The following is a 23,063-nucleotide window of genomic DNA, read 5'->3' as shown; positions in this document are numbered from 1 at the left end:
ATATGCTTAGAGTTATATTTTTTATTACTATTTTATTTAGTAGTGTCTTAATTTTTCAAACAGAAAGCTTTGCTGCAGATGATTGTCATACTACAGCAGATGGTAAAGTAATTGTTGAAAATTCTACTGGCTCAGGCACACTTCCAGCAGATGATAAACCATTATCAATTGATGGGGGAACTTCTTTTGTAGCAGACTTTTGTATGGAGTCTCCTTTATTTTATAAAATGGAAGGTTATAAAATTTTTCTTTGTGAAAGTGATCCTTACAGATCGGGCGCATCACCAATATTATCAGTTTGCCCTGCAACAATAATTTCAAGAACAGACAATAATCCAAAGGATATAATTATTCCACTAGGGGAAGAAGTAGATTTGTTAGATGGAGAAGAACTTATACTGCCAGTAGGAACTTATTCACACGCAGTTTTAATTGGTGGAAATCATCTTGCAGTAAAACACAATGTAGAGTTTGTTCGAAACGATGACAACGCCGAAGGGTTTACAATGGACGGCTATAAACCAGGTACCGGTGGACCAAACACTGGTGTAAAATGTTGGACTGTTAAGGATAAAGCAACAACCTATAATAATATTTCTGCAAGTAACCATACTACCGCAAAAGGTGACACAAGAGCATTTACAAGTCCTACCCCTGGAGGAGAGACAACGCTAACTTTAACGTGTGGATCATCTGTGGTAACAACAGAAGGTGATGATCAAGAATATGGTTTTGCTTATGAAATAATTGACTCAATAAGTGATACTTGTGATGCTGAAAACAACTGCGACACTACCTTTGGTGCACACTCTGATTATTTTACTGACCCTAATACTAGTGATGGAACAGAAAGAGCATTTACTCTTATACAAGCTGATGAAACAATTGCTACATCAAGAGCTAATGCAGTAAAAATTGCTTATATCGCAAAGTTACCAACTCCAATAAATATAACAGAAGGAATTACAGGATTTAAAATTTTAATCAGTACTAATTCAACTGTATCTTTAGATGTACATCGAAGTGGAGCAGATCCACAAACCCTAGAAGCAAAAAAAATGGGTGTGGATCCTTTTGGAGTAAAATTTCAAACAAAAACTAAAAGAACAAGAGGGGCTTGGAGATAAGTAACCTTCTTTAAGTATTAATTATTATACAAAAAATAATTGTGTTATTAGATTAAAGTATTAATATTTATAACATTATGAAAAATTTAGCCTACTTTTTATCCATTGGTGGTTTTTAATTGATTAAAAAAATATCACTTTTTATAGTCGTCATTGCATTTAGTGTAATCTTTAACTTGTTGGCACAATCTTCCAGTGAAGCTGCTGCAGTAGGATGCACCAAGAATGCTGATGGAACGGCAATCGTGACAACACCTGGAGTAAAACCATTTACTTTAGCTGGAACATCTACGACAGTAGACCAATGCAGTCAAGAACCAGACCAATATAAGATTAAATTTTATAAGGCTGCTCTATGCTCAGATGATCCTTATAAAGGTAGTGCTGATCCTATTTTTGAAAGTTGTATTGATATTTTGTCATCTGAAAAAGAAGTTATTCTTGAGCCAGGTGTTGATACTAATCTATTAGATGGAGAAGATTTAGTACTTCCTATTGGTAGCTATACTTATTTTACAGTTATTGTTCATAATCATTTAAATCTTAAACATAAACAGCAGTATCTTCTATCGAATGGTAATGCTGCGAATATTTTTGGAAACACCACCGGAAATGGAGCATGGTGCTGGTCAAAAGCGGCAGTAACTACTTATGCAAATAGAATTGCAGACGGTTCGGCTGGTAATTATGCTGCAAGTTATAATACTGCTCATGGTGTAACATTGGTAGCGTCTGGAACTGGTACAACAAATGCACGTTTAGAATGTGGTTCGGATGAACCATCTGCATCAGATATAGGATGGGCAACAGAAATTATAGATGATCTTGCAGATAATCCAGAAGAGGATCCATTTTCGGCAGATACTGGCGGTTATTTTAGCGTAGAGAATGATACTGGAATTACAGGGCTTGAAATGGCTGGAGCCTTACTTAAGACGGACAACACTTCTATTGCAGCAAATGCAAACGAAGCTAGAAGAATTAATGGTACTTTTAAGTATTCATCTCCAATTATAATAAGTGAAAACACAACTAGCTTTAAATTATTTATAACTACATATTCATCCGTTTCAATTGATATGGCAATAGATACTAGTGATAACAATAAAATTTGGGCAGCTAAAATGGGTGCAGATCCATTTACAATTCAAGTTAAGACCAAAACAAAAAGAAGAAGAGGAGCTTGGCGATAACTCCAGAAGCTGTTAAGCTCATTAAAATATATGAGCCAAAATTTCAAAAAATTAATTGTTTTTTTATCATTATCAATTTTTTGTATTAAACCATCAATAGCTGAAATTACATTTCAAGAAATTTTAGAAAACCCAGCAGATTTAAAAATAAACTTAAAATACGCGACCGAGCAAGAGGCTCTAGGTAGATACAAAGCAACGCTTTCAACGTTAGAGAGATTAAGTATGCTTTATCCAGTAAACACAGATATTAAACTTTATTTAATTTCAATTTTATTAAAAATGGATTCTGTTGCAAAGCTACAGTTAATGATCGAAACTATGTTGCAAGATCCAAATACCAGTCAAGAAACAAGAGACTATATTGCAGAAATCTTAAAAACGATAAGACAACAATCAAACCCTAAACCAAAATGGTTTGCTTATTTAGATCTTAATTATTCTCAAACAGATAACTCTAATATTGATGGATATACTAAATCTAATAAATTAATCTCAAAAAATCAGATAGGTCCTTTTCCTAATAACTTACAAAGATATGATAAAACATATGTAAGAGGATCATCATTAACGATTGGAAAAAATATAGATGAAACCTCAGCAATTAGTTTTAATGCTGGTTTAAAAATTAATACACAAAATAAAGGTAAGACGTTTGTGAATGATCTAGCTTCTAGTTCTGTGAGTTATTCAAAAATATTTGGAAAAAATTATTTTATTCCCTATGCGTTTTACTCAAGAACTAACGAAAGATCTGAAGATGACCTTAATAGTAGAGGAATTGGTTTTAATAATACTTATAATATCAATCAAAATAATAGTATTAGTTACAGCTCAAGTTTTATCTCAACAAAATATGATGAAAAAGCGAGTACAAAAGCTGTTTCAGATGACAAAAATAATGATACTTCAACTGGTAGCCTTGGTTACAACTACACATTTTCAGATGTAAATTTAATTAGTACTAAAATCTCTTATACAAGAAAAGACGCAAAGATAGGTTACAATAGCTATGATGGTCCTGGTTTAAATATTGGATATACACGAGTGTTACCTTTTGGAATGTTAAAATTAGACAAAACTTACCAAAAAAATAGCTATAGAGGAAAAAATAAATTAATTCACTCAGTAATCAATCGACAGGACGAAATTGAAACGTCTCAAATTCAATTATCCGGCAGACTATCAAAATTGTTGCCATTTTTAAAAGAATTAGATCCAAATGGTGAGACTTTTTATAGTTTAAAGTATGTAGAAATCGATTCAGAATCGACCTTAATTAATAACTCTGCTATAAGAAAAAATACTAGTTTTAATATAATAAAAAGATTTTCGTTAAATGAATAGAATTAAAATTTTACTTACTTCGTTATTGTTATCTTTGTTCTCTTTTTCGTTAGTAATTGCTAATGAATTTATAGGTGTAGTGGCTGTTGGAGTTGGAAATATTTCTAATCAAAAAAATGAAAAGTTAATAACTGGTTCAAAAATTTATTTTGGAGATACAATTATTGTAAGCAAACAATCTAATGCTCAAATATTACTTTTAGATGAAACAGCTTTAACAATCGGTGAAAAATCAGAGCTAACCATCGATGATTTTGTTTATGATCCTCAAACAAAAGTTGGAAAAATTGTCTCAAACATAAAAGTTGGCACTGTAAGAGTTATTACAGGGGAGATAAGCAAACAAAATCCTGACAATTTAGAGGTAAACATTCCAACAGGCTCAGTTGGTGCAAGAGGAACAGAATTTATTGTAGTAACCGAGTCTGATAAAAAAAGTACTGTAGTCCTTTTAGGCCCAGGTAAAAGAAATACTCTAGGAATGATACCTGGGATCTTAAATGTTTCTGATGGATCTAACACTGTAAATATTTCAACTCCTGGATTTCAATCGGTGGTTTTTGAATGAAAAACTTAAGATATATATTTTTAGTAATAGTTTTTTTATTTTTTAAAACTTCTTTTGCTTTCTCAGATTTAACTGCAAGTGCACCAACTAATATTATTCAATCGATTGCATCTGCTACAAGTTTTTCATCAATTAACGAAAATACAGCTGACAGTGCTGATCAAGTTCAAAATGCTACAAGTGAAGCTATTAATACTGATGAAGTTTTAGAAACCGTTCAACAAGACGCAGAAACATTTGGACAACAGAATGATGGGGAAGCACTCGCTGTATTTTCAGGTGGTGAGACCCAGCTAGTAGTAATTGGTGGTGAAGAAAATGAACTCTTAGGTAAAAAAGACCTAGAGCCTAACTTGGATACTGTTGTTTATGACACAGGTATGATGACCTTAACAAAAGAGGGAGGCAACTATAATAATGATAACACCAATACAATTTTTGATGCAACACCAGGAGCTCAACAAGCACGAATAAAAGTTTATGTTGATTTTAAAAGAAATGTTTTTTTTGGAGAAATTGAGTCAACGGTTACTTTACATAACGGGTCCGGGATGACTACTCTTGCAAAAGGTGGGGCGGCAAATCTTGGTGATACAGAATTCCCTATTGATAAGGAGTTGACCAAAACACTTGTAACCAGCACAGGACAAATTGGTGTTGGTGCAAATGATCCATTTCCATGGTTTGATGAAAGTGGTAGTGGTACAAATGGCAAACATTCTATAACTAGTTTTATTAGAGAGGATGGTCAGCCTGCTGAATTCTGGGATAATTCTGAAAGGTTAGCTATGCAAAAAAATGTTAGCCATGGAACTGGTGGATCAGAAAATGTTCTTATTGAAGCAAGATTTACAACTCCTGGAGAAGGAACTTTAGGAACATCTACTGCATCTTTTGAGGCATCACATGCAGCTCATAATGCCTCAGCTGCTGATTTTATAGATGGAGTTGTTAGATATAGCGCTACAGCAAATACAGTTGCCACAAATTTTACTGGTGATTAATGAAAGTAAAAATATTAACCCAAATCAGGTTTAATTTTGATTTACATCAAAGATTTTTATATTAAATTGAAGATCAATTATAAATTTGGAATATGTTAAAAAAATTTGCCATAGCATTATTAGCTTCTTTATTTGCCTTTAATGCAAATGCGCAAGATTTAAAAAATAAAGCAACTAATAAAATAACTAGTGAATTAAATAAAAGTTTAACTAGTGGTTTAGGAAAAATTTTTCCAACCGCGGAAGTATCATTGAGCTCAGGTAAAACCCAAAAAGTTAAAGGTAATATTTTAGTTGTAATGCCTTTCTCAGATATCGATGATAAAAAAAACGTAACATTTACCCAAGGTAGTATTTATTTTTCTGATAATGACCAAGAAACATTGAATTTGGGTGTTGGTCAAAGAAGATTGCTTGATAATGAAAATTTGATGGTAGGAGCTAATATGTTTTTTGACGAAGAATTTACTTCAAGGCATCGAAGAGCTAGTTTTGGACTTGAGGCAATCACTAGTGTTGGTTCTTTAAGAGCCAATCAATACTATGGTTTGTCTGGCTGGAAAACAGTAAATGATATTCAAGAAAAAGCTTTAGATGGACATGATATGGAGGTTGGAGCGCCTTTGCCATATTTACCTTGGACTAAGGCCTACTACAGAACTTTTGAATGGGAGGGTGCGAGTGGTGTTGGTGATTTAAAAGGTGATGAAATGTCATTAGAAGCAAACTTACCTTTTGGTCTTAATGTCGAAGTTGGAAAAAGAAGTAATGATAATTCAACAAAAGATAGGGAGTTTGTAAGTTTGACCTGGAAATGTTGCTATAAATCAGATCAACAAACTTTTGGTATAAGTGACAAAGCTTACAGTTTAACCTCAGTTGCTGACCAAAGATTTCAAAAAGTTAGAAGACAAAATTTAATAGTAAAACAACAAGATTTGACTTTGTCAGTGATAGGATTTTAAATTATGAAATTTGATACAAATTTAAGATTATTATTTAGTGCATTTTTTTTAGTATTATTAGCATCTTCATTTTATCCAACAAACTCAAACGCTCTAGAGCCATCAGGAACTCAAGATACTCGTGAACCTGCATGTACTTTTGCTTCTCCAGGGGTACTAGCAACACCTGGAACACAAAATTGCGAGCTTCAGCCAGATGAACAAAAGTTAACTTTCTTAAGGATTGATTTGTGTACTGAAAAACCAACTGGACCAACAGTATCTACTACAGTTGACAGATCAAATTGTACAACATTTTTTAGAGATGATGATGGGGCAGAGGTATCAGTAAAACTGGGAGAAGGTACCCCAATTGGTAATTCTGGAAATTATTCAGCTGTTCCGCATGGAACTTATACATATGGTATAGCTACTTTTTCGAGTGTGTTTAAATTTACTTCTAGTGTAACATTCAATGGTGATATGACAGATGAAAGCAACACTGGATCAAATACTTGTGTTACTAGACAAGGTACCTTTTCTCCTCTTTATGGTTATACAGATGGTGCAAGTGCAGCTCAAGCTAATGTTAGCTGTGCTGAAGGCGCAGTAGCGTCAGAAATTTCTGTTGGGATAAATACAATGACAATGGATGGTAATGACGATTGCAATCATTTATTAAATTTTCCTGGCACTAATGGAACAGTTGCAGCATACTTATTAGAATCTGATGACACATTAGTGACGGGTGTTGGCGCAACAGACACAGATCAAATAAAAAATGGTTTGACTGGATGCAAATCTGGAAGTGATAATGGGGTTTCTAAAATTCAAGGTATAATGGAATTAGGACCAATGGTTATTGGACCGAGAACAGCAGGAATAGAAATCAAATACAATAATTCTCGAGGTATGAGATTAAACGATGGTGGTGGTACTAACCGGGTTTATTTCTGGGATATGGCTTTTTTTGATTTTACTATGACTGCTAAAACTGCAAGAGCAAGAGGTTCTTGGAGATAGTATCAAACTATTTTAAAAGTTCTTGTAGTTTATTTTCTTTTTCTAAAGCTCTAGTTTCATCGTAACCACCAATGTGTTGATCATCAAAGAAAATTTGTGGAATGGTTCTTTTACCATTTGCTTTTTTAATCATTTCGTCCATTGCACCATCAACTGTTGAAATATCAATTTCTTTATACTCAACATTGTTTCTAGTTAATAATCTTTTAGCAGCATCACAGTAGTTACAAAGAGGACCTGTATAAATAGTTACTGATTTCATATCTTACAAATAGTCATTCTTTTTAATTTTACTAGTTATTTCTTTTCTAGAGTATTCAAATTTTTTTCTGTGTTTGATGCTTTTTTGATTTACTCTTTTTCTCCATAATCTAAATGAAGTAGGTTTTACAGATCTTCGCATAATCTTAATTACTTCAGATTCAGTTTTGCCTGTTCTTTTTTCTATTTCTTCAAATGTGATCCGATCAGCCCAAGCGGCCCATATAACCCAATCTGGGTCTGTTACCTCTGGCTCGGGATTTTTAACTCTGGTGATAGGGGTGTGACCTTTTTTTTTCATAAATCCTTTATATTTTAAAAAAATGATTAATGCATTTTATTTAGTATATGCTAATATGTATTTTGATAGTCCATCTTAGCCATCTTTAGCTCCCGGTTTTTTTGGACTATCTAACCTAAAATGTTCCCCCTAAACTATTTCCTATTTTTACAGATAATTCTTTTTTTGTTTATTACGCCAGGCACTCCTAGAATTGTAATTATTTCATATTCAATGAATTATGGTGTTCAAAAATGTATTTGGACCGCTTTAGGAGATGTTACTGCAAATATTATTCAAGCAACATTAGTTATTTTTGTAATAGGATCTTTTTTTTCAGAAAATTCTACTCTGCTAAACATATTTAAATGGATTGGTGTAGCTTACATTTTGTATTTAGCTTATGATCTTTATAATTCTACTCCTAAAGACATAAATTCTAAGAATATTGTTTCAAAAAGTTTTTTTTCTTTTTTTAAAGACGGTTTTTTAGTTGCGGGCACAAGTCCAAAAGCTTGGATGTTTTTTCCGTTAATTTTTCCTCAATTTATTGATTTTAATTCAAATTATTTAGTTCAATTTATAATTTTAATTACAACTTATGTTGTTTTAGATTTTCTATCTTTAATTGCTTATGCATTACTTGCACAAAAATTAATTACTTGGATCAAGGCAAATCCAAAAACTATTAATACAATTTCTGCGAGTGTTCTAATTATTATTGCAGGAATAATTGTTATTACACAACAATATTAGGCTTAGTGAGTGGTCTTTATTGCCACTTGCAATAAGTTACGTTTCTTTATTTAATTGAAAAATAATTAATTATTAACAAGAGGAAATAAAATGAAATTAAGTAAAATAATCTTAAGTTTTGTTTCTGCATTAGCAATTTTATTATCTTCATCAGTTACATCTTTTGCAAAAGTTGTAGGTGATAAGATAGTTTTAGGTTCTGCTATTTCATTAACTGGTAAATATTCATCTAATGGTGTTCATACTCAAAACGGTTACAATATGGCTGTTGACAGAATTAACAGCATGGGTGGTGTTAAAGTTGGTGGAAAAACTTATAAGTTTGAAATTATCTATTATGATGATGAGTCAAACCCTAAAAGAGCAGCGCAACTTGCAGAAAGATTAATCAAACAAGATGGTGTTGAATATATGCTTGGCCCATACAGTTCAGGACTAACTAAAGCAATCGCACCTGTTACAGAAAAATACGGTGTACCAATGGTTGAAGCTAATGGAGCTTCAAGATCATTGTTTACAAAAGGTTACAAATATCTTTTTGCAGTACTTGCGCCTGCAAACTTATATCTTGATGTAGCTATAGATTTAGCTGTTGAAAAAAATGGTGGTAAACCAGTATCTGTTGCAATGGCATTTGAACAAGATGCTTTTTCACAAGATGTTAGATTAGGTGTTTTGGAAGCAATCGAAAGAACAGGATCTAAAAAAGTAATAGATGACAAGCTACCTAAAGAACTAAATGATATGGCTGCAACTTTAGCAAAAGTTAAAGCTGTTAAACCAGATGTTCTTGTAGTTTCAGGTCACACTAAAGGTGCTTTAACAGCTGTTAGACAAATTGCTGAAATGAAAGTTGATGTACCAATGCTTGCAATGACACACTGTGATGCTGCGAAATTATCAAAACAACATGGTAAAAATTCACAGTACGCATTATGTGCTTCACAATGGCATAAAACATTAACTTACAAGGATGATTTTTTTAAAGATGGTATGACTTATGATGCTGACTTTAAAAAATTATTTGATTATGCACCACCATATCAAGCAGCTGAGTCTTCAGCAGCTTTATTGGTTTTTAAAGATGCATTTGAAAGAGCAAATTCTTTTGACAAAGTAAAAGTTAGAGACGCTCTTGCTGATACTGATATGCAAACTTTTTATGGAAACATAAAATTTGCAGCTGGCGGTCAGAATGTTGATAAGCCAATGGTGTTATTCCAAGTTATGTGTGATGGGGATAAATGTGAAAACAAAGTTGTAGCTCCTACTAAATGGGCTTCAGCTGAGTTGATACACCCAATTCCTTCTTGGTCTAAAAGATAAATATCTAATATGCAAAATGCTCCCTAGCAATAGGGGGCATTTTTATATAAAAAGTTTTTAAATTTTATTTAGAAAGTTTCAAAAAACTTATGGATCTACTTATATTTCAAGTACCAATATTAATGGTGCAAGCATCATTAGATGGAATATTGCTTGGAATTTTGTTTGCACTTATAGCTTATGGAATGGCTCTTCAATGGGGAGTAATGAATATTATTAATATTGCTCAAGGGGACTTGGTAATTCTAGGTGGTTATATTGCTTATTTTATGTACCTTTCAGGAATTCATCCAGCTTTAGGTGTGATTGTTGCACCAGTGATAATGTATTTTGTAGGGGTAGGTCTTTATAAGTTAGTAATAAATAAAGTTGTAGATAGAGATTTATTCATCTCAATACTCGCTACATTTGGCATAAGTATCCTTTTCATGCAGTTAATGAACTTTGCATTTGGTGCAGATGTTGTTCTTGCTAATTCTGAATTTGGAACAACTATGTTATTTAATAATTCAGTTACACTTCCGAATTCTAAATTATTTTCAGCTATTATAAGTATTATTTTTGCAATAGGGCTTGTTGTTTATATGAAAAAATCAAAGTTAGGTCGAGCAATTAGAGCTACAGCTCAAAATGCAAGAGCAGCAAAAATTTTAGGAGTTGATACTGAAAAAGTCTATGCAGCTACTTTTGGAATTAATGCAGCACTTTGTGGTGTTGCAGGTGCATTGGTTGCTATTACATTCACAATTCATCCTTATATGGGATTGCCATATACAATTAGATCTTTCATGATTGTTATTATTGCAGGATTAGGAAATTTACCAGGCGTTGCAGTTTCAGGGATGGGTTTAGGAGTGTTTGAAGAATTTGCTGATTATATTTTGGGAACAGAGTTTAGAATTGGATCTGTATTCTTATTGTTAGTTTTAATTTTAGTTTATAGAAGATTTAAACTTTCTAAAAAAAGAGAGTATTTAAAGTGAAAAATAATAATATTATTTTATATGCTGCAATATTGATTTTTGGTGTTCTTGCACCATTTATGCTTCCAGCATTTAAGGTTCAGTTATCTATTCTTTGTATATTAATTATTTTATCCTTAACTTGGAATATTCAAGGTGGTGAAATGGGCTATAACTCTTTTGGAAACATTCTTTTTTATGGCCTAGGAATGTATATTTGTGCTTCTGTTCAAGTAGGTATGTTTTTTCCATTAGCAGAGTGGACAGAAAGTGGTGGGGAAAAAACTTTTGTACATTCGCCTAGTCAGTTTTTTCAAGGTATGGCTTTTGGACTTTTAGCTGCAGCAATTGTACCAACAATAGTTGCTGGTTTAATTGGATATGCGATTTTAGGATTAAGAGGACATTATTTCGCAATTTGTACATTAGGTTTAGGTGTAGCTGCTGGTGAAATTTCGGGTGGGATTGAAATTATTGGAGCAGGGCAAGGCTTCACAACTCCTCCATTTCCAGAGACAGGAAACTTAGAATCTAGAGGACAATTTTTTTATTTTTTAAGCTTTTTAGTTCTTGTGTTAACTTTTGTTGCAGTAAAATCAGTTTACTCAACTCGGTTTAAATTAGTTCTTAATGCAATAAGAGACAATGAAGACAAGGCTGAAGCAATGGGTATTCAGACAATGAAATATAAAATTATTGGATGGATGATCTCTGCATTTTTCTGTGGGTTAGCCGGGGGCATCATGGGTGGATTAGTTGGTTATATTGACTCTACTGATGTTGCTTTTGATGGTAGAGAAATGGGTGTGTTCATGGTTTTAATGGCAATACTCGGTGGTAAAGGAACACTATGGGGACCTGTTATTGGTGCAACTTTATTTCATTTATTTAAAGAAGGATTTTGGACTTATTTTTTAGGCTGGCAGTATGTTGCGTTAGGTGTACTGATTGTCGTAATTGTAATTTATTTCCCAGAGGGATTAATGGGATGGCTTAGAGAAAAATACCCAGAGAGATTTGGCGAGGTAGTAGATGAAGCCGATCGTAAAGCACAGGTGGAACTAAAATGAGTATCTTAGAAGTAAACAATGTTAGTAAATCCTTCGGAGGCGTAAAAGCTAACGTTGATATCTCGATGTCAGTTGAAAAAGGAAAAATTGTCGGTTTAATTGGACCAAATGGATCAGGTAAAACAACTTTATTTAACTCAATTGTTGGAACTTATCCCATAGATACTGGATCAATTAAATTTAATGATAAAGAAGTATCTGAATTACCAGTTCCTGTTATAGCAAAACTTGGATTACTTAGAACATTTCAGCAGACAAGAATTTATGGAAAATTAAATTGTATAGACAATATGCTAATTAGCCATAAAGGAAGTGATGAAAGTTTAATTAAAATATTTTCTAAAATTCCTCAAGATTTAACAGATAAAGCAGAAAATTTATTGAGTTTTGTTGGTCTTTATCAAAAAAGAAAATTGAGAGCAGGAGATTTGTCGTTTGGACAACAAAAATTATTAGAACTAGCAATGGCTTTAATGAATGAACCAGAAATGCTTTTATTAGACGAACCTACTGCTGGAATAAATCCAACTTTAATCAATGGAATTATAGATAGATTAATTAAAGTAAATCAAGACTTTGGTATTACACTCTTAGTTATCGAACACAATATGAAGGTAATCATGCAACTAGCTGAAGACATTTTCTGTCTAGCACATGGAAAAATGTTAGCCAATGGATCGCCAGATGAAATTAAAAATGATAAGCGTGTAATAGATGCTTATTTGGGAGCACAATAATGTCAAATCAGTATGAAGTATTAGGGAAAGCACCAACTCCAGATGACTTAAAAAAATTATCTCCAAACGAAATTCATTTAACTATTAAAGGTTTAAATGCTGGTTATGGTAAAATGGAAATTTTGCACAACTTTGATTTATTTGTAAACAAAGCACAATCATTATGTCTAATTGGTCCAAATGGAGCTGGTAAATCTACAATACTTCATTCTATATATGGATTTACAAATATTTTTTCAGGTCAAATAGAAATTGATGAAAAAGAAATTACTAATTTATCTCCAGCTGAGAAATTAAAGTCAGTAGGAATAGCTTATATTCTTCAAGATAATTCTGTATTTCCAGATATGACGGTTGAAGAAAATTTATTAATGGGTGGGTACATCAAGGATAAAACTGATGAGTCCTATGAAGAGGCGGAAAAAATTTTTGAAAAGTATGAAAGATTAAGAAACCGAAGAAATCAACCAGCAAAAGTATTATCTGGAGGTGAGAGAAGATTATTAGAAATATCGAGAGCTCTTGTAATGAAACCGTCAGTGTTGTTAGTTGATGAACCTTCAATTGGTTTAGAGCCAAGATACATTGATATGGTTTTTGAAATTTTAAAAGATCTTCAACAAAATGAAAAAAAAACAATCATTCTTGTAGAACAAAACGCTAAAAAAGGTTTAGAATTTGCTGATATAGGTTATGTTTTAGTTTCGGGCCAAACAGCTATTGCTGGAAAAGGTGAAGAATTATTAAGTAATCCTGATGTTGGTAGATTATTCCTTGGCGGTTAATGATTAATAAAAGGTTTTTCTTTAAAGGATTTAAATCAATTTTAGCTCCTGATAGCCCAGCCATAGCACTTGGTTGTTGTTTTGTAGCGATTGGAGCACTTCTTAAAAACTTAGGATTTAATATTCAAGAAAGCATTTTTTCTACAATGCTTACTTATGCTTTACCAGGTTCTCTTGTAATGGCTGAGTCATTATTAGTTGGAGCATCATTATTAAATATATTTCTAGCTGTTTGGTTCGTTAATGCTCGATTATATCCAATGACTGTTTCTTTGTTTCCATTAATGATGCACAAAAATCAACCAAGGTGGAAATATTATTTCTCATGTCATTTTATTGCAGTGTCCGCATGGCTGATAATGAAAAGTAATTATAAGAATATTGATAAAAAACACAGAATTGATTTTTGGATTGGAATTGGCACCGCAACATGGACTACTGCAGTAATTGGCACATTTATTGGATTTTATGCATCTAATTATTTAGATAAAAATATGATGATGGGTTTAGCAATTTTAAATCCAATTTATTTTTTATGTATGATGGTAGGGGCAATGAAAACCATCCAAATAGGAGCGTCAGTAATATTAGGCTTGTTGTTGGGACCAATATTTTATTTTTTATCTCCAGAATGGTCAATTTTACTTGGTGGACTTGTGGGCGGCACTATTGCCTATTTCATAGGAGAGCTAAATGTCAATTAGTGTAGTTCTTGCAATTTTAGTAACATCATTAGCAACTTTTTCCTCTAGATTTTTAGGAGTAGTTTCCTCAGAAGGAATAAAAGAAACGTCAAAATTATTTAGATGGTTTAATTGTTTAGCTTATTCAACTTTAGCAGCCTTGATTGCTAGAACAATTATTTTTCCAGTTGGAGTGTTATCTGATGCAAGCTACATAAGTAGAGCAACAGTAGTATTATTTTGCTTATTTATATTCTTTGTATCTAAAAGAAATTTTGTTTATCCAACAGTAATTTCTGCTATCATGATGGCATTACTGAGTGAGTACTTATAATGGAAAAAATTGCTGGTCTAACAATTTCAGAGCACGATAAATCAAAAAGAATAATCAATATTAATATTGAAGACGAAATTTTAGATAAATTGATATTTCCTTTTAATAAATTTGATATCACTGCTCTTGAATACAAACCATTTACACGTTTTACTTTAGCTAAAAGTCTAGATGATCTTACTTCTAATAAACTAAGCAAATTAATGACTAAAATAATAAAAGATCGAGAAACAGGCTGCTTTATTATTGGTCCTAAGAATATTAATTCTAAAATTGATCATACTTTTTTAGTTAAATTATCCACTGCTATTGCTCATTTGATTGGAATTCCTAATCATGACTCTATGGCAGGAAAATATTATGCAAGATTTACTGTTAAGCACGAGGATAAAAGTGACTCATATTTAAGAAAAGCTTATACAAATATGGATCTTCATACAGATGGGACATATGTCAAAGAAGTAACAGACTGGTTATTAATGACTAAAATTGATGAACAGAATGTAGAAGGTGGAGAGACTGCAATGTTACATCTTGATGATTGGGAGCACTGTGAAGATTTATATAATGATCCTGTTGGCAAACAGAATTTTATTTGGGGCTCACCAAAAAGTAAAAATATAAATTACAAGGTGGAGCATCCAGTATTTTCTTCTGACGCTGATGACAAACCTACTATTTCTTACATTGATCAATTTCCTGAGCCTAAAAATATGGAACAGGGTAATTTTTTACAAAGATTATCAGATGGTTTAGAGGAAAGCAAAAACAAAGCTATTACTAAATTACCTGTTGGATCTTCAATAATTGCTAACAATTACTTTTGGCTACATGGAAGAAAACCTTTTAAAGAAAATGAAGAATTAAGTAGAGAATTATTGAGGATTAGAGGCTCTTTTTTTATTAATTAATTCAATATAATCAATATAAAGTAACCAAAATTTATGAATTTAGGATTTATAGGTACGGGTAAAATAGCATCATCGGTAATCACTGGTATTTGCACATCTAAAATTTCATTTAACAAAATTATTATTTCACCAAGAAACAAAAGTATTGCTAAGAATTTAAAACAAAAATTTAAAAAAGTAATAATTACTAAAAATAATCAGCAAATAGTTGATAAGTGTGATTGGGTATTTTTATCAGTTACACCCACTGTAGGAGATAAAATAATTAAAGAGTTAAAATTTAAATCAACGCAAACTATAATTAGCTTTATTTCTACAATAACTTTATCTGAATTAAAAAAAGCTATAAAAGTTAAAGCACAAATTGTAAGAGCTATTCCTTTGCCACCAATTTCATTAAAAAAAGGACCGGTACCTATTTGTCCTCCTAATAAAAAAGTTAAAGCATTCTTTGATAAAGTTGGAACAACTATTGAAATAAAAAATGAAAAATCATCTATTAATTTTTGGTCAACATCTGGAATGATGGCACCTTTTTATCAATTGCTAAGTTCAATGACAGACTGGTTAGTTAAGAGAGGTGTTAAAAGAAATAATGCTCAAAAATATATAACTTCTTTATTTTTAGCTTTATCAGAAGATGCAGTTGTTAATTCAAAAAAAGATTTAAAATATTTGGTAAAAGAGTCTCAGACACCTAAGGGGTTAAATGAGCAAGGTGTTAAAGAACTAACAAAAGCTGGTTTTTATAAATCTTTGGAGAAAACTCTTAATAGTATACACAAAAGATTAAATAAATAAAATTTCATGGATCAACAACAGAATATTTTGCAAATTGAAAATCTATCTAAATATTTTGGAGGTTTGGCTGCAGTTTCTGATTGTTCATTAAAAATAAAACAAGGATCTATAACAGGAATTATTGGACCGAATGGTTCGGGCAAAACCACTTTATTTAATTTAATTGCTGGAAATTTAAAATCCTCACAAGGTAAAGTTTTGTTTAATAATGAAGATGTAACGGATGTTCCTTCATATGAATTATTTTCAAAAGGTATTTTAAGAACGTTTCAAATAGCACATGAGTTTACAAATTTATCAGTTTTAGAAAACCTAATGATGGTTCCAGCAAATCAATCAGGTGAAAAATTAATGACTGCTTTACTAAAGCCAAGCTTAGTTAGGACTGAGGAATTAGCTGTAAAACAAAAAGCTCAAGATGTAGTTGATTTCTTAAACCTTACTCACTTATCAAATGAATTAGCTGGAAATTTATCAGGTGGTCAAAAAAAATTATTAGAACTTGGAAGAACTATGATGGTTGATGCTAAATTAGTATTACTTGATGAAGTTGGAGCTGGAGTTAATAGAACACTACTTAAAGAACTTGGAACTGCAATTCTTAAACTTAATAAAGAACAAGGGTATACGTTTTGTATGATCGAACATGATATGGATTTTATTAGTAGATTGTGTGATCCTGTTATTGTCATGGCTGAAGGATCCGTCTTATTCGAAGGTACTGCTGAAGAAGTTAAAAAAGATGAGAAAGTTATAGAAAGCTATTTGGGTAGAGGATCAAAACTTAAGGATGAAAATTAATGGCATTTTTTGAAGGTATAAAAATGACTGGAGGATATGGCAATGGTCCAGATATTATTAATTCTTGTTCAGTTGATGTTAATAGGGGAGAAATAGTTTCAATTCTTGGTCCTAATGGAGCTGGAAAATCAACGGCTATGAAAGCTATGCTTGGTTTGTTAAATTTAAAGTCTGGTTCCGTAGTAATTGATGGAAAAGATATTTCTAAACTTTCTCCACAAGAAAGAGTTAAGGCTGGAATTTCATTTGTACCTCAAACAAAAAATGTTTTTGCTGGAATGACAGTTGAAGAAAATTTAGAAATGGGAGCCTATCTAAGAGACGATAATTTTCAAAATGTTATAGAAGAAATTTATGATCTATTTCCTATATTAAGAGAAAAAAGAAGTCAGTTAGTTGGCGAATTATCAGGTGGTCAAAGACAACAAGTTGCACTTGGAAGAGCATTAATGATTAAACCATCAGTATTAATGTTAGATGAGCCTACTGCTGGAGTTTCTCCAATAGTTATGGATGAATTATTTGATCATATTATTAAAGTAAAAAGAACAGATGTTGCAATTTTAATGGTTGAACAAAATGCCAAACAAGCACTAAATATTTCTGATCGAGGATATGTACTTGTAACTGGAGAAAATAAATATTCAGGAACTGGTCAGGAATTATTAAATGATCCAAGAGTAAGGAGCTCCTTTTTGGGAGGATAGCATGGATTTTATAAACGCAATTATTTTATTATTAAATTATATTTTTGTTCCAGCTCTAACCTATGGTTCACAATTAGCTCTTGGTGCAATTTTTGTTACTTTAATCTATGGAATTTTAAGGTTTGCAAATTTTGCAACTGGAGACATGATGGCATTTGGAACTATGGTAACTATTTTATTCACATGGTATTTTCAATCACTGGGTATTTCTTTAGGTGTTTTACCAACAGCTCTTCTTGCCATACCATTTGCTATAATTTTTATGATTGGCTACATGCTCTTCATAGATAAATTTGTGTTTAGATATTATAGGGTTAACAAAAGTCCACCTGTCCAACTTGCAATGGTTAGCATTGGTGTAATGTTTGTAACTCAAGCAGTAGTAAGGATAATAATTGGTCCATCTGACAGAAGATTTTTTGATGGAGAAAAATTTATTATTAAAGCAGGTGAGTTTAAAGAAATGACAGGACTTAATGAAGGATTAGCAATTAAATCTAGCCAAGTAATAACAATATTTGTAACTCTCATATTGGTCTCCATCTTATTTTGGTTCTTAAACAAAACTAAAACAGGAAAAAGTATGAGAGCGTACTCAGATAATGAGGATCTAGCTTTATTATCAGGAATTGACCCTAAAAGAGTGGTCATGATCACATGGATTATTGCAGGTATTTTGGCAACAATTGGTGGTGCTCTGTATGGTTTAGATAAAAGTTTTAAACCTTTTACATATTTTAACAACATGCTTCCAATTTTTGCTGCTGCAATAGTTGGAGGTATTGGTAACCCTTTTGGAGCATTTTTAGGAGGTTACGTTATAGCTTTTTCAGAGATATTCATAACGTATGCATACAAAAAATTTTTTATGTATATCTTGCCAGAAAGTATGGAACCAGAAACTCTTGTTCAATTACTATCAACTGATTATAAATTCGCTGTGTCGTTCTCCATACTGGTGATTGTTTTGTTGTATAGACCTAATGGCATATTTAAAGGGAAGGTGCTTTGAGAAAAAATCTAAATATAATTGTGGCTTACTCAATAATGATGGGTTTAATTGTATTGGTTGGGATATTTCAATCATGGAATGTCGCTCTTTCAATTTTTAATCTGTGCTTAATTTCTGCAGTAATGACAATGGGAGCGAATGTACAATGGGGTTATGCTGGCTTAATTAATTTTGGTCTTATGGGATATGCAGCCTTAGGTGGACTAGCTGCAGTTTTAATATCAGTTGATCCAGTTCAAGAAGCATGGCGAGCTGGAGGTTTTGATATCTTAATGTGCTTATGGTTAATCATAGTAATGATATTAGCAATTCGCTTTATCCTAAAAAATTTTGATAAATCAAATTTTAGAACTTATGGAATTGCAGCGATTATTATTGCAGGAATTATAATCATTAGAGTAACTGCCGAACCTGGAATTGAAGCAATTGAAGCTGTTAATCCTGCAAAGACAGGATTTCTTGGAGGCTTTGGGTTGCCAATTATGTTTTCATGGATTGTTGGAGCTTTCTTTGCAGGAGGACTTGCATTTGTGGTTGGAAAAGTTGCTCTTGGGTTACGAGCTGACTATTTAGCAATTGCTACATTGCTAATTTCTGAAATTGTCATTGCAATAATCAAACACGAAGATTGGTTATCAAGAGGCGTCAAAAATGTAATTGGATTGGATAGGCCCGTACCTTATGAAGTTAATCTTCAGACTACGGATTGGTTCATAAATTTGGTTGCAAAATTTAATTCAAGTAAATTAGAAATAATTTCTAATGTTACAGATAAACAGGCTGCACTCAATCAGTTAGTTATTGAAGGTTCATCAGTTTTTGTGAAACTTTGTTACTCAGGATTATTTTTAATTGTAGTTATAGCTTTATTAATAGTTACTCAAAAAGCACTTTATTCTCCTTGGGGAAGAATGATGAGAGCAATTAGAGACAATGAAGAAGCTGCAAACGCAATGGGAAAAAATGTTGTTAAACAACATTTGTTAATATTTATTTTAGGTTCAGCAATTGTCGGAATAGCTGGAGCAATGTTGGTGACTCAAGATGGTTTGTTTACACCAGGTAGTTATAGACCCATGAGATATACATTTCTTATTTGGGTAATGGTTATTGTTGGAGGTAGTGGTAACAATTTTGGAGCAATTTTAGGTGGATTTGCAGTATGGTTTTTATGGATTGAGGCTGCACCTATAGCATTATTTTTAATTAATCTTTTCACATCTGGTATGTCAGATACTCACGCACTTAAAATTCATTTAATTGAGAGTGTTCCTTATTTTAGATATTTGATGATGGGTCTTGGTTTGCTATTGATAATGAGATATCGCCCAAAAGGTATACTTCCAGAAAAAATAGAAATAAAGTAATTCTATTATGAAATATATTATACTAGGTGCTGCCATTGCTTGGGCCATGTATATGGCTGACAAATATATGTTTTAGTAATTAAAAATCTTTAATTATTATCGATTATAAAATTTTAAAAAAATAAATGACATTTTTAACTTATTTTGATTTTAGCTTATCTGAGTTTTTACTAATTTTATTTATAGTATTTATTGCATCTATAATTAGAGGATTTAATGGATTTGGATTTTCTGCAACATGTATTTCAGGATTTTCTTTTATACTACCTGCAATTCAAATAGTTCCAATTATATTAATACTAGAAGTTTTTATTAGTATTTTTATGGTTCCATATATATGGAATAAAATAGACTGGAAATTTGTTTACAAACTTTTAATAGGAATGGCTATTGGGTCACCAATTGGATTATTTTTATTAAAATACTTGTCTCCTGAAACTACACATTTGTATGTGTGTTTGATAATTATTTTTTTTTCAATTTTATTGATGAAGGGATATGAAAATAAAAAAATTAATAACAACCAATCAAAAATATTTACTGGTATAATTTCAGGAGCGTTAAATGGATTAACAACACTTGGAGGGATGCCTGTAGCATTATTTTTATTAGTAACTAGTATTCAGCCAGCTGTAATCAGAGGATCATTGGCTGCATTATTTTTTTTAACAGATATCTACGCTTTTATTTTAAGTTATTTTGGAGGAATTGTTGATATGACCACTGTTTATCGAACTCTCCCTCTAATAGTAGTTTTACCTGTAGGCGTTTTTATCGGTAATAAATTTTTTATTAAGAGTAAGGAAAAACTATATAGAAGAGTAGTTTTTTATTTCTTAATAATTATTTCAATTTTCGGTATTTTGAGAATTTTAGGAAGTATTTAATATAAAAAAAACCCCAGTAATTTTCATTACCAGGGTTTTTAATTTGATAATAATTATCTTTGTTTTTTAGTTTTGAATTTTCCGCCTTTTATTTCTTGCTCTAAGAAAGAACCTTCTGCTTCACCAACATTAGTAAAAGTTACTCCAGTTGCACCTTCGTAATTTATTTTTTTACCTTTAGCTAGTAAATCTAATCCTTTTTTAAGCTGACCTGGATAAATTTTAGTCCCAGGAGCGTTAGCTACACCCATTACATTTTTTGCAATTGATGCTCTGTCAGCAGAATTTCCTGCTTGCATTGCTAACACTATTAGCGCTGCTGCATCATAAGACTCACCAGTGTATGGACCAGAAGAGTCTATACCAGCAGCTTTTGCAACATCAGCAAATACTCCTGCACCTTTTCCAGTTGAACCTGGCATAGTACCAAAAGATTTTTTTAAACCTTTAGGGAATGCATCAACAAGTGATTGACCAATCATACCATCTGATAAAACAAACTTATCAAATGCACCTGAATCTAGAGCAGCTTGAATCATTCCTTTACCACCTTGGTCAAGATAACCAATTACAGCCATAGCGTCACCACCAGCAGAAGCTAGTGTTGCAACTTCAGATGAGTAGTCAGCTTTACCATCTTCATGTGCAGTTACAGCTGTAACTTTAATACCATGAGCTTCAGCAGCAGCTTTATAAACATCAGCCAAACCTTTTCCGTAGTCATTATTAGTGTAAGTTATAGCTACACTTTTAACTTTTCTATCTTTAGTTACGTCAGCTAAGATTTGTCCACCTCTAGCATCAGAAGGAGCTGTTCTAAAAAAGAATCCTTTGTCATCTAAAGTTGTTAATCCTGGCGAAGTAGCTGAAGGTGAAATCATTACTACACCATTTGGTACAGCAACGTTTGATGCGATTGCACCAGTTACACCTGAACAGTCAGCACCCATGATAGCTGCTACACCTTGTGAAATAACACCTTCAGCTGCAGCAGTTGCTGCTGCTGAATCAACACAAGTTGAGTCTGCTCTTATTACTTCAATTTTTTTTCCACCTAAAAGTGAACCTGAGTCTGATGCTTCTTTAAAAGCAAGTTCTGCAGATCCAGCCATAGCTGGTGTTAGAGATTCAATAGGACCAGTAAATCCTAAAATAATTCCCATTTTAATCGCATGTCCATCTGCCATTACATTTGTTCCAAAACTTGAAACAAGCATAAATGCAGCAATAAATAGTTTTTTCATTATCTTCCTCTTTAATTGTTAACAATTTATAAAAAGATAATTAAATGATTATTATCTTAACAATTCAATGAAAAATTACTTAGTTTTTTGAAGTAAATATATTGATGTTATTACAATTATTCCCCCAAATACTGTTATTAATGAGGGCACTTCACCAAATACAAAAAAAGTTAATATCAATCCAAAAATGGGAAATAGTGAATAAAAAGGCATTACCATTCCTACTGGATAAAATTTATAAAGATAGAACATCATCATGTGTCCTAAAATTGAAATAATCATTCCAGCATACATAACTGCAAGCCAGCCGCTTGTTTCTACTCTCTTTATTTGTCCAACAATGTTTCCTTCAAATATCTGAGAAAAAATAATTAAAACTAAAAAACCTACCAGCCCCATAAAGGCATTAGTAAATTTTACATCTAAATCTTTTATGTATCTTGAGAAAACTTGAGATAGTCCATAAAAAAAGGCCATTCCAAAAACTAAAAAGGTCCCAACAATTTCATCTAAAATATTTGGATCAAAGGCTATAAATAGTATCCCTAAAAATGATAAAAAAATAAAAACCCATTTTTTTAAACTAATACTCTCTTTTAAAAATAAAGAACTTATTAATATTGCAAATGGTATAGATAATTGTGCACCAATCGTTATAGGAGCTAATAAAGTCACTGCATTGATAGATAAGTATAAAAACATATTTACTCCAGCACCCATACAAAGAGAAAATCCTATCAAAGGTAATATATATTTTTTTTTAGGAATAATTATTTTACAAAATGGTAATAAACATAAAAAAACAAAGCCCATTCTTAATGCGCCAAAGAAAATAGGATTCATTGATGAATTTAATCCAAATTTACCAAGTGGATAAGCACTACCAAGAAAAAACATTACCAAAACAATTAATGCCGTATGTTTTGGAGACAA

26 protein-coding genes are annotated in these 23,063 nt (G+C 31.9%); 22 read left to right on the top strand and 4 right to left on the bottom strand.

The window, feature by feature from the left end:
* Positions 1–2 precede the first annotated feature (2 nt).
* From F754_RS0105290 to F754_RS0105260, 7 genes are all read left to right on the top strand, one after another.
* Complete coding sequence (locus F754_RS0105290; protein ID WP_155242594.1) at positions 3–1,127, top strand: hypothetical protein; 1,125 nt, start codon at positions 3–5, stop codon at positions 1,125–1,127.
* Between the two features lie 119 nt (positions 1,128–1,246).
* Positions 1,247–2,320, top strand: a complete 1,074-nt coding sequence (locus tag F754_RS0105285) for a hypothetical protein (protein ID WP_155242593.1) — start codon at positions 1,247–1,249, stop codon at positions 2,318–2,320.
* Between the two features lie 30 nt (positions 2,321–2,350).
* Positions 2,351–3,667 carry a hypothetical protein gene (locus tag F754_RS0105280; protein ID WP_023648879.1) on the top strand — a complete coding sequence of 439 codons (1,317 nt, stop codon included), beginning with the start codon at positions 2,351–2,353 and terminating at the stop codon, positions 3,665–3,667.
* Positions 3,660–4,235 carry a FecR domain-containing protein gene (locus tag F754_RS0105275; protein ID WP_023648878.1) on the top strand — a complete coding sequence of 192 codons (576 nt, stop codon included), beginning with the start codon at positions 3,660–3,662 and terminating at the stop codon, positions 4,233–4,235. Before F754_RS0105280 ends, F754_RS0105275 begins: the two co-directional genes overlap by 8 nt.
* Positions 4,232–5,239 carry a hypothetical protein gene (locus tag F754_RS0105270; RefSeq protein ID WP_023648877.1) on the top strand — a complete coding sequence of 336 codons (1,008 nt, stop codon included), beginning with the start codon at positions 4,232–4,234 and terminating at the stop codon, positions 5,237–5,239. The genes F754_RS0105275 and F754_RS0105270 overlap by 4 nt, the downstream gene beginning before the upstream one ends.
* Before the next feature lie 92 nt (positions 5,240–5,331).
* On the top strand, positions 5,332–6,204 hold the full coding sequence (locus tag F754_RS0105265) for an inverse autotransporter beta-barrel domain-containing protein (RefSeq protein ID WP_023648876.1): 873 nt from the start codon (positions 5,332–5,334) through the stop codon (positions 6,202–6,204).
* A 3-nt stretch (positions 6,205–6,207) separates the two neighbouring features.
* The gene (locus tag F754_RS0105260; RefSeq protein ID WP_023648875.1) at positions 6,208–7,206 is read left to right on the top strand and encodes a hypothetical protein; all 999 of its coding nucleotides are present in this window, start codon (positions 6,208–6,210) and stop codon (positions 7,204–7,206) included.
* A gap of 7 nt (positions 7,207–7,213) precedes the next feature.
* On the opposite strand, the gene grxC is transcribed toward F754_RS0105260, so the two are convergent.
* Both grxC and F754_RS0105250 read right to left on the bottom strand, forming a co-directional pair.
* Positions 7,214–7,468 carry a glutaredoxin 3 gene (grxC, locus tag F754_RS0105255; RefSeq protein ID WP_023648874.1) on the bottom strand — a complete coding sequence of 85 codons (255 nt, stop codon included), beginning with the start codon at positions 7,466–7,468 and terminating at the stop codon, positions 7,214–7,216.
* A gap of 3 nt (positions 7,469–7,471) precedes the next feature.
* The gene (locus F754_RS0105250; protein ID WP_023648873.1) at positions 7,472–7,768 is read right to left on the bottom strand and encodes a TIGR03643 family protein; all 297 of its coding nucleotides are present in this window, start codon (positions 7,766–7,768) and stop codon (positions 7,472–7,474) included.
* A gap of 120 nt (positions 7,769–7,888) precedes the next feature.
* Here F754_RS0105250 and F754_RS0105245 point away from each other — a divergent pair, with 120 nt between their 5' ends.
* The 15 genes from F754_RS0105245 (at position 7,889) to F754_RS0105175 (ending at position 20,886) form a co-directional block, all read left to right on the top strand.
* Positions 7,889–8,503 carry a LysE family translocator gene (locus tag F754_RS0105245; RefSeq protein ID WP_023648872.1) on the top strand — a complete coding sequence of 205 codons (615 nt, stop codon included), beginning with the start codon at positions 7,889–7,891 and terminating at the stop codon, positions 8,501–8,503.
* 90 nt (positions 8,504–8,593) lie between these two features.
* On the top strand, positions 8,594–9,829 hold the full coding sequence (locus F754_RS0105240) for an amino acid ABC transporter substrate-binding protein (RefSeq protein WP_023648871.1): 1,236 nt from the start codon (positions 8,594–8,596) through the stop codon (positions 9,827–9,829).
* Between the two features lie 89 nt (positions 9,830–9,918).
* Complete coding sequence (locus tag F754_RS0105235; RefSeq protein ID WP_023648870.1) at positions 9,919–10,812, top strand: branched-chain amino acid ABC transporter permease; 894 nt, start codon at positions 9,919–9,921, stop codon at positions 10,810–10,812.
* 59 nt (positions 10,813–10,871) lie between these two features.
* On the top strand, positions 10,872–11,861 hold the full coding sequence (locus F754_RS0105230) for a branched-chain amino acid ABC transporter permease (RefSeq protein ID WP_051332841.1): 990 nt from the start codon (positions 10,872–10,874) through the stop codon (positions 11,859–11,861).
* Positions 11,858–12,598: an ABC transporter ATP-binding protein gene (locus F754_RS0105225; RefSeq protein WP_023648868.1), complete on the top strand. Its 741-nt coding sequence runs from the start codon at positions 11,858–11,860 to the stop codon at positions 12,596–12,598. The genes F754_RS0105230 and F754_RS0105225 overlap by 4 nt, the downstream gene beginning before the upstream one ends.
* Positions 12,598–13,383, top strand: a complete 786-nt coding sequence (locus tag F754_RS0105220; protein WP_023648867.1) for an ABC transporter ATP-binding protein — start codon at positions 12,598–12,600, stop codon at positions 13,381–13,383. The genes F754_RS0105225 and F754_RS0105220 overlap by 1 nt, the downstream gene beginning before the upstream one ends.
* Positions 13,383–14,087, top strand: coding sequence for an AzlC family ABC transporter permease (locus F754_RS0105215; RefSeq protein ID WP_023648866.1), 705 nt, complete (start codon positions 13,383–13,385; stop codon positions 14,085–14,087). The genes F754_RS0105220 and F754_RS0105215 overlap by 1 nt, the downstream gene beginning before the upstream one ends.
* Positions 14,077–14,400, top strand: a complete 324-nt coding sequence (locus F754_RS0105210; RefSeq protein WP_023648865.1) for an AzlD domain-containing protein — start codon at positions 14,077–14,079, stop codon at positions 14,398–14,400. The genes F754_RS0105215 and F754_RS0105210 overlap by 11 nt, the downstream gene beginning before the upstream one ends.
* Positions 14,400–15,311, top strand: a complete 912-nt coding sequence (gene csiD / locus F754_RS0105205) for a carbon starvation induced protein CsiD (RefSeq protein WP_023648864.1) — start codon at positions 14,400–14,402, stop codon at positions 15,309–15,311. Before F754_RS0105210 ends, csiD begins: the two co-directional genes overlap by 1 nt.
* 33 nt (positions 15,312–15,344) lie before the next feature.
* The gene (locus F754_RS0105200) at positions 15,345–16,112 is read left to right on the top strand and encodes an NAD(P)-binding domain-containing protein (protein ID WP_023648863.1); all 768 of its coding nucleotides are present in this window, start codon (positions 15,345–15,347) and stop codon (positions 16,110–16,112) included.
* Between the two features lie 6 nt (positions 16,113–16,118).
* Positions 16,119–16,913 (top strand): ABC transporter ATP-binding protein, encoded by a 795-nt coding sequence (locus F754_RS0105195; RefSeq protein WP_027303468.1) that lies wholly within the window; start codon positions 16,119–16,121, stop codon positions 16,911–16,913.
* A complete protein-coding gene (locus tag F754_RS0105190) occupies positions 16,913–17,620 on the top strand; it encodes an ABC transporter ATP-binding protein (protein ID WP_023648861.1) in 708 nt (235 codons plus the stop codon). The genes F754_RS0105195 and F754_RS0105190 overlap by 1 nt, the downstream gene beginning before the upstream one ends.
* Position 17,621: 1 nt before the next feature.
* A complete protein-coding gene (locus F754_RS0105185; RefSeq protein WP_023648860.1) occupies positions 17,622–18,632 on the top strand; it encodes a branched-chain amino acid ABC transporter permease in 1,011 nt (336 codons plus the stop codon).
* A gap of 35 nt (positions 18,633–18,667) precedes the next feature.
* Positions 18,668–19,999 (top strand): branched-chain amino acid ABC transporter permease, encoded by a 1,332-nt coding sequence (locus F754_RS0105180; protein ID WP_023648859.1) that lies wholly within the window; start codon positions 18,668–18,670, stop codon positions 19,997–19,999.
* Positions 20,000–20,124: 125 nt separating this feature from the next.
* On the top strand, positions 20,125–20,886 hold the full coding sequence (locus F754_RS0105175) for a sulfite exporter TauE/SafE family protein (RefSeq protein ID WP_027303467.1): 762 nt from the start codon (positions 20,125–20,127) through the stop codon (positions 20,884–20,886).
* Positions 20,887–20,939: 53 nt separating this feature from the next.
* Here the strand turns inward: F754_RS0105175 and F754_RS0105170 are convergent, their stop codons facing one another.
* Both F754_RS0105170 and F754_RS0105165 read right to left on the bottom strand, forming a co-directional pair.
* Positions 20,940–22,130 carry an ABC transporter substrate-binding protein gene (locus F754_RS0105170; protein ID WP_023648857.1) on the bottom strand — a complete coding sequence of 397 codons (1,191 nt, stop codon included), beginning with the start codon at positions 22,128–22,130 and terminating at the stop codon, positions 20,940–20,942.
* A 75-nt stretch (positions 22,131–22,205) separates the two neighbouring features.
* A complete protein-coding gene (locus F754_RS0105165; protein ID WP_023648856.1) occupies positions 22,206–23,063 on the bottom strand; it encodes a DMT family transporter in 858 nt (285 codons plus the stop codon).

Source organism: Candidatus Pelagibacter ubique HTCC8051 (genome assembly GCF_000472605.1).
GTDB classification, from domain to species: Bacteria; Pseudomonadota; Alphaproteobacteria; order Pelagibacterales; family Pelagibacteraceae; genus Pelagibacter; species Pelagibacter communis_B.
This window is presented reverse-complemented; position numbering and strand designations above follow the sequence as displayed.

What these genes read in the sequence shown, in the direction of transcription:
- F754_RS0105185 (WP_023648860.1), top strand. Translation starts at nt 17,622, where the DNA reads ATGGATTTTATAAACGCAATTATTTTATTATTAAATTATATTTTTGTT.
- F754_RS0105265 (WP_023648876.1), top strand. Translation starts at nt 5,332, where the DNA reads ATGTTAAAAAAATTTGCCATAGCATTATTAGCTTCTTTATTTGCCTTT.
- F754_RS0105290 (WP_155242594.1), top strand. Translation starts at nt 3, where the DNA reads ATGCTTAGAGTTATATTTTTTATTACTATTTTATTTAGTAGTGTCTTA.
- F754_RS0105175 (WP_027303467.1), top strand. Translation starts at nt 20,125, where the DNA reads ATGACATTTTTAACTTATTTTGATTTTAGCTTATCTGAGTTTTTACTA.
- F754_RS0105190 (WP_023648861.1), top strand. Translation starts at nt 16,913, where the DNA reads ATGGCATTTTTTGAAGGTATAAAAATGACTGGAGGATATGGCAATGGT.
- F754_RS0105270 (WP_023648877.1), top strand. Translation starts at nt 4,232, where the DNA reads ATGAAAAACTTAAGATATATATTTTTAGTAATAGTTTTTTTATTTTTT.
- F754_RS0105195 (WP_027303468.1), top strand. Translation starts at nt 16,119, where the DNA reads ATGGATCAACAACAGAATATTTTGCAAATTGAAAATCTATCTAAATAT.
- F754_RS0105240 (WP_023648871.1), top strand. Translation starts at nt 8,594, where the DNA reads ATGAAATTAAGTAAAATAATCTTAAGTTTTGTTTCTGCATTAGCAATT.
- F754_RS0105260 (WP_023648875.1), top strand. Translation starts at nt 6,208, where the DNA reads ATGAAATTTGATACAAATTTAAGATTATTATTTAGTGCATTTTTTTTA.
- F754_RS0105220 (WP_023648867.1), top strand. Translation starts at nt 12,598, where the DNA reads ATGTCAAATCAGTATGAAGTATTAGGGAAAGCACCAACTCCAGATGAC.
- F754_RS0105250 (WP_023648873.1), bottom strand. Translation starts at nt 7,768, where the DNA reads ATGAAAAAAAAAGGTCACACCCCTATCACCAGAGTTAAAAATCCCGAG.
- F754_RS0105280 (WP_023648879.1), top strand. Translation starts at nt 2,351, where the DNA reads ATGAGCCAAAATTTCAAAAAATTAATTGTTTTTTTATCATTATCAATT.
- F754_RS0105225 (WP_023648868.1), top strand. Translation starts at nt 11,858, where the DNA reads ATGAGTATCTTAGAAGTAAACAATGTTAGTAAATCCTTCGGAGGCGTA.
- F754_RS0105245 (WP_023648872.1), top strand. Translation starts at nt 7,889, where the DNA reads ATGTTCCCCCTAAACTATTTCCTATTTTTACAGATAATTCTTTTTTTG.
- grxC (WP_023648874.1), bottom strand. Translation starts at nt 7,468, where the DNA reads ATGAAATCAGTAACTATTTATACAGGTCCTCTTTGTAACTACTGTGAT.
- F754_RS0105215 (WP_023648866.1), top strand. Translation starts at nt 13,383, where the DNA reads ATGATTAATAAAAGGTTTTTCTTTAAAGGATTTAAATCAATTTTAGCT.
- F754_RS0105275 (WP_023648878.1), top strand. Translation starts at nt 3,660, where the DNA reads ATGAATAGAATTAAAATTTTACTTACTTCGTTATTGTTATCTTTGTTC.
- F754_RS0105200 (WP_023648863.1), top strand. Translation starts at nt 15,345, where the DNA reads ATGAATTTAGGATTTATAGGTACGGGTAAAATAGCATCATCGGTAATC.
- F754_RS0105230 (WP_051332841.1), top strand. Translation starts at nt 10,872, where the DNA reads ATGCTTCCAGCATTTAAGGTTCAGTTATCTATTCTTTGTATATTAATT.
- F754_RS0105210 (WP_023648865.1), top strand. Translation starts at nt 14,077, where the DNA reads ATGTCAATTAGTGTAGTTCTTGCAATTTTAGTAACATCATTAGCAACT.
- F754_RS0105235 (WP_023648870.1), top strand. Translation starts at nt 9,919, where the DNA reads ATGGATCTACTTATATTTCAAGTACCAATATTAATGGTGCAAGCATCA.
- F754_RS0105170 (WP_023648857.1), bottom strand. Translation starts at nt 22,130, where the DNA reads ATGAAAAAACTATTTATTGCTGCATTTATGCTTGTTTCAAGTTTTGGA.
- F754_RS0105180 (WP_023648859.1), top strand. Translation starts at nt 18,668, where the DNA reads ATGATGGGTTTAATTGTATTGGTTGGGATATTTCAATCATGGAATGTC.
- csiD (WP_023648864.1), top strand. Translation starts at nt 14,400, where the DNA reads ATGGAAAAAATTGCTGGTCTAACAATTTCAGAGCACGATAAATCAAAA.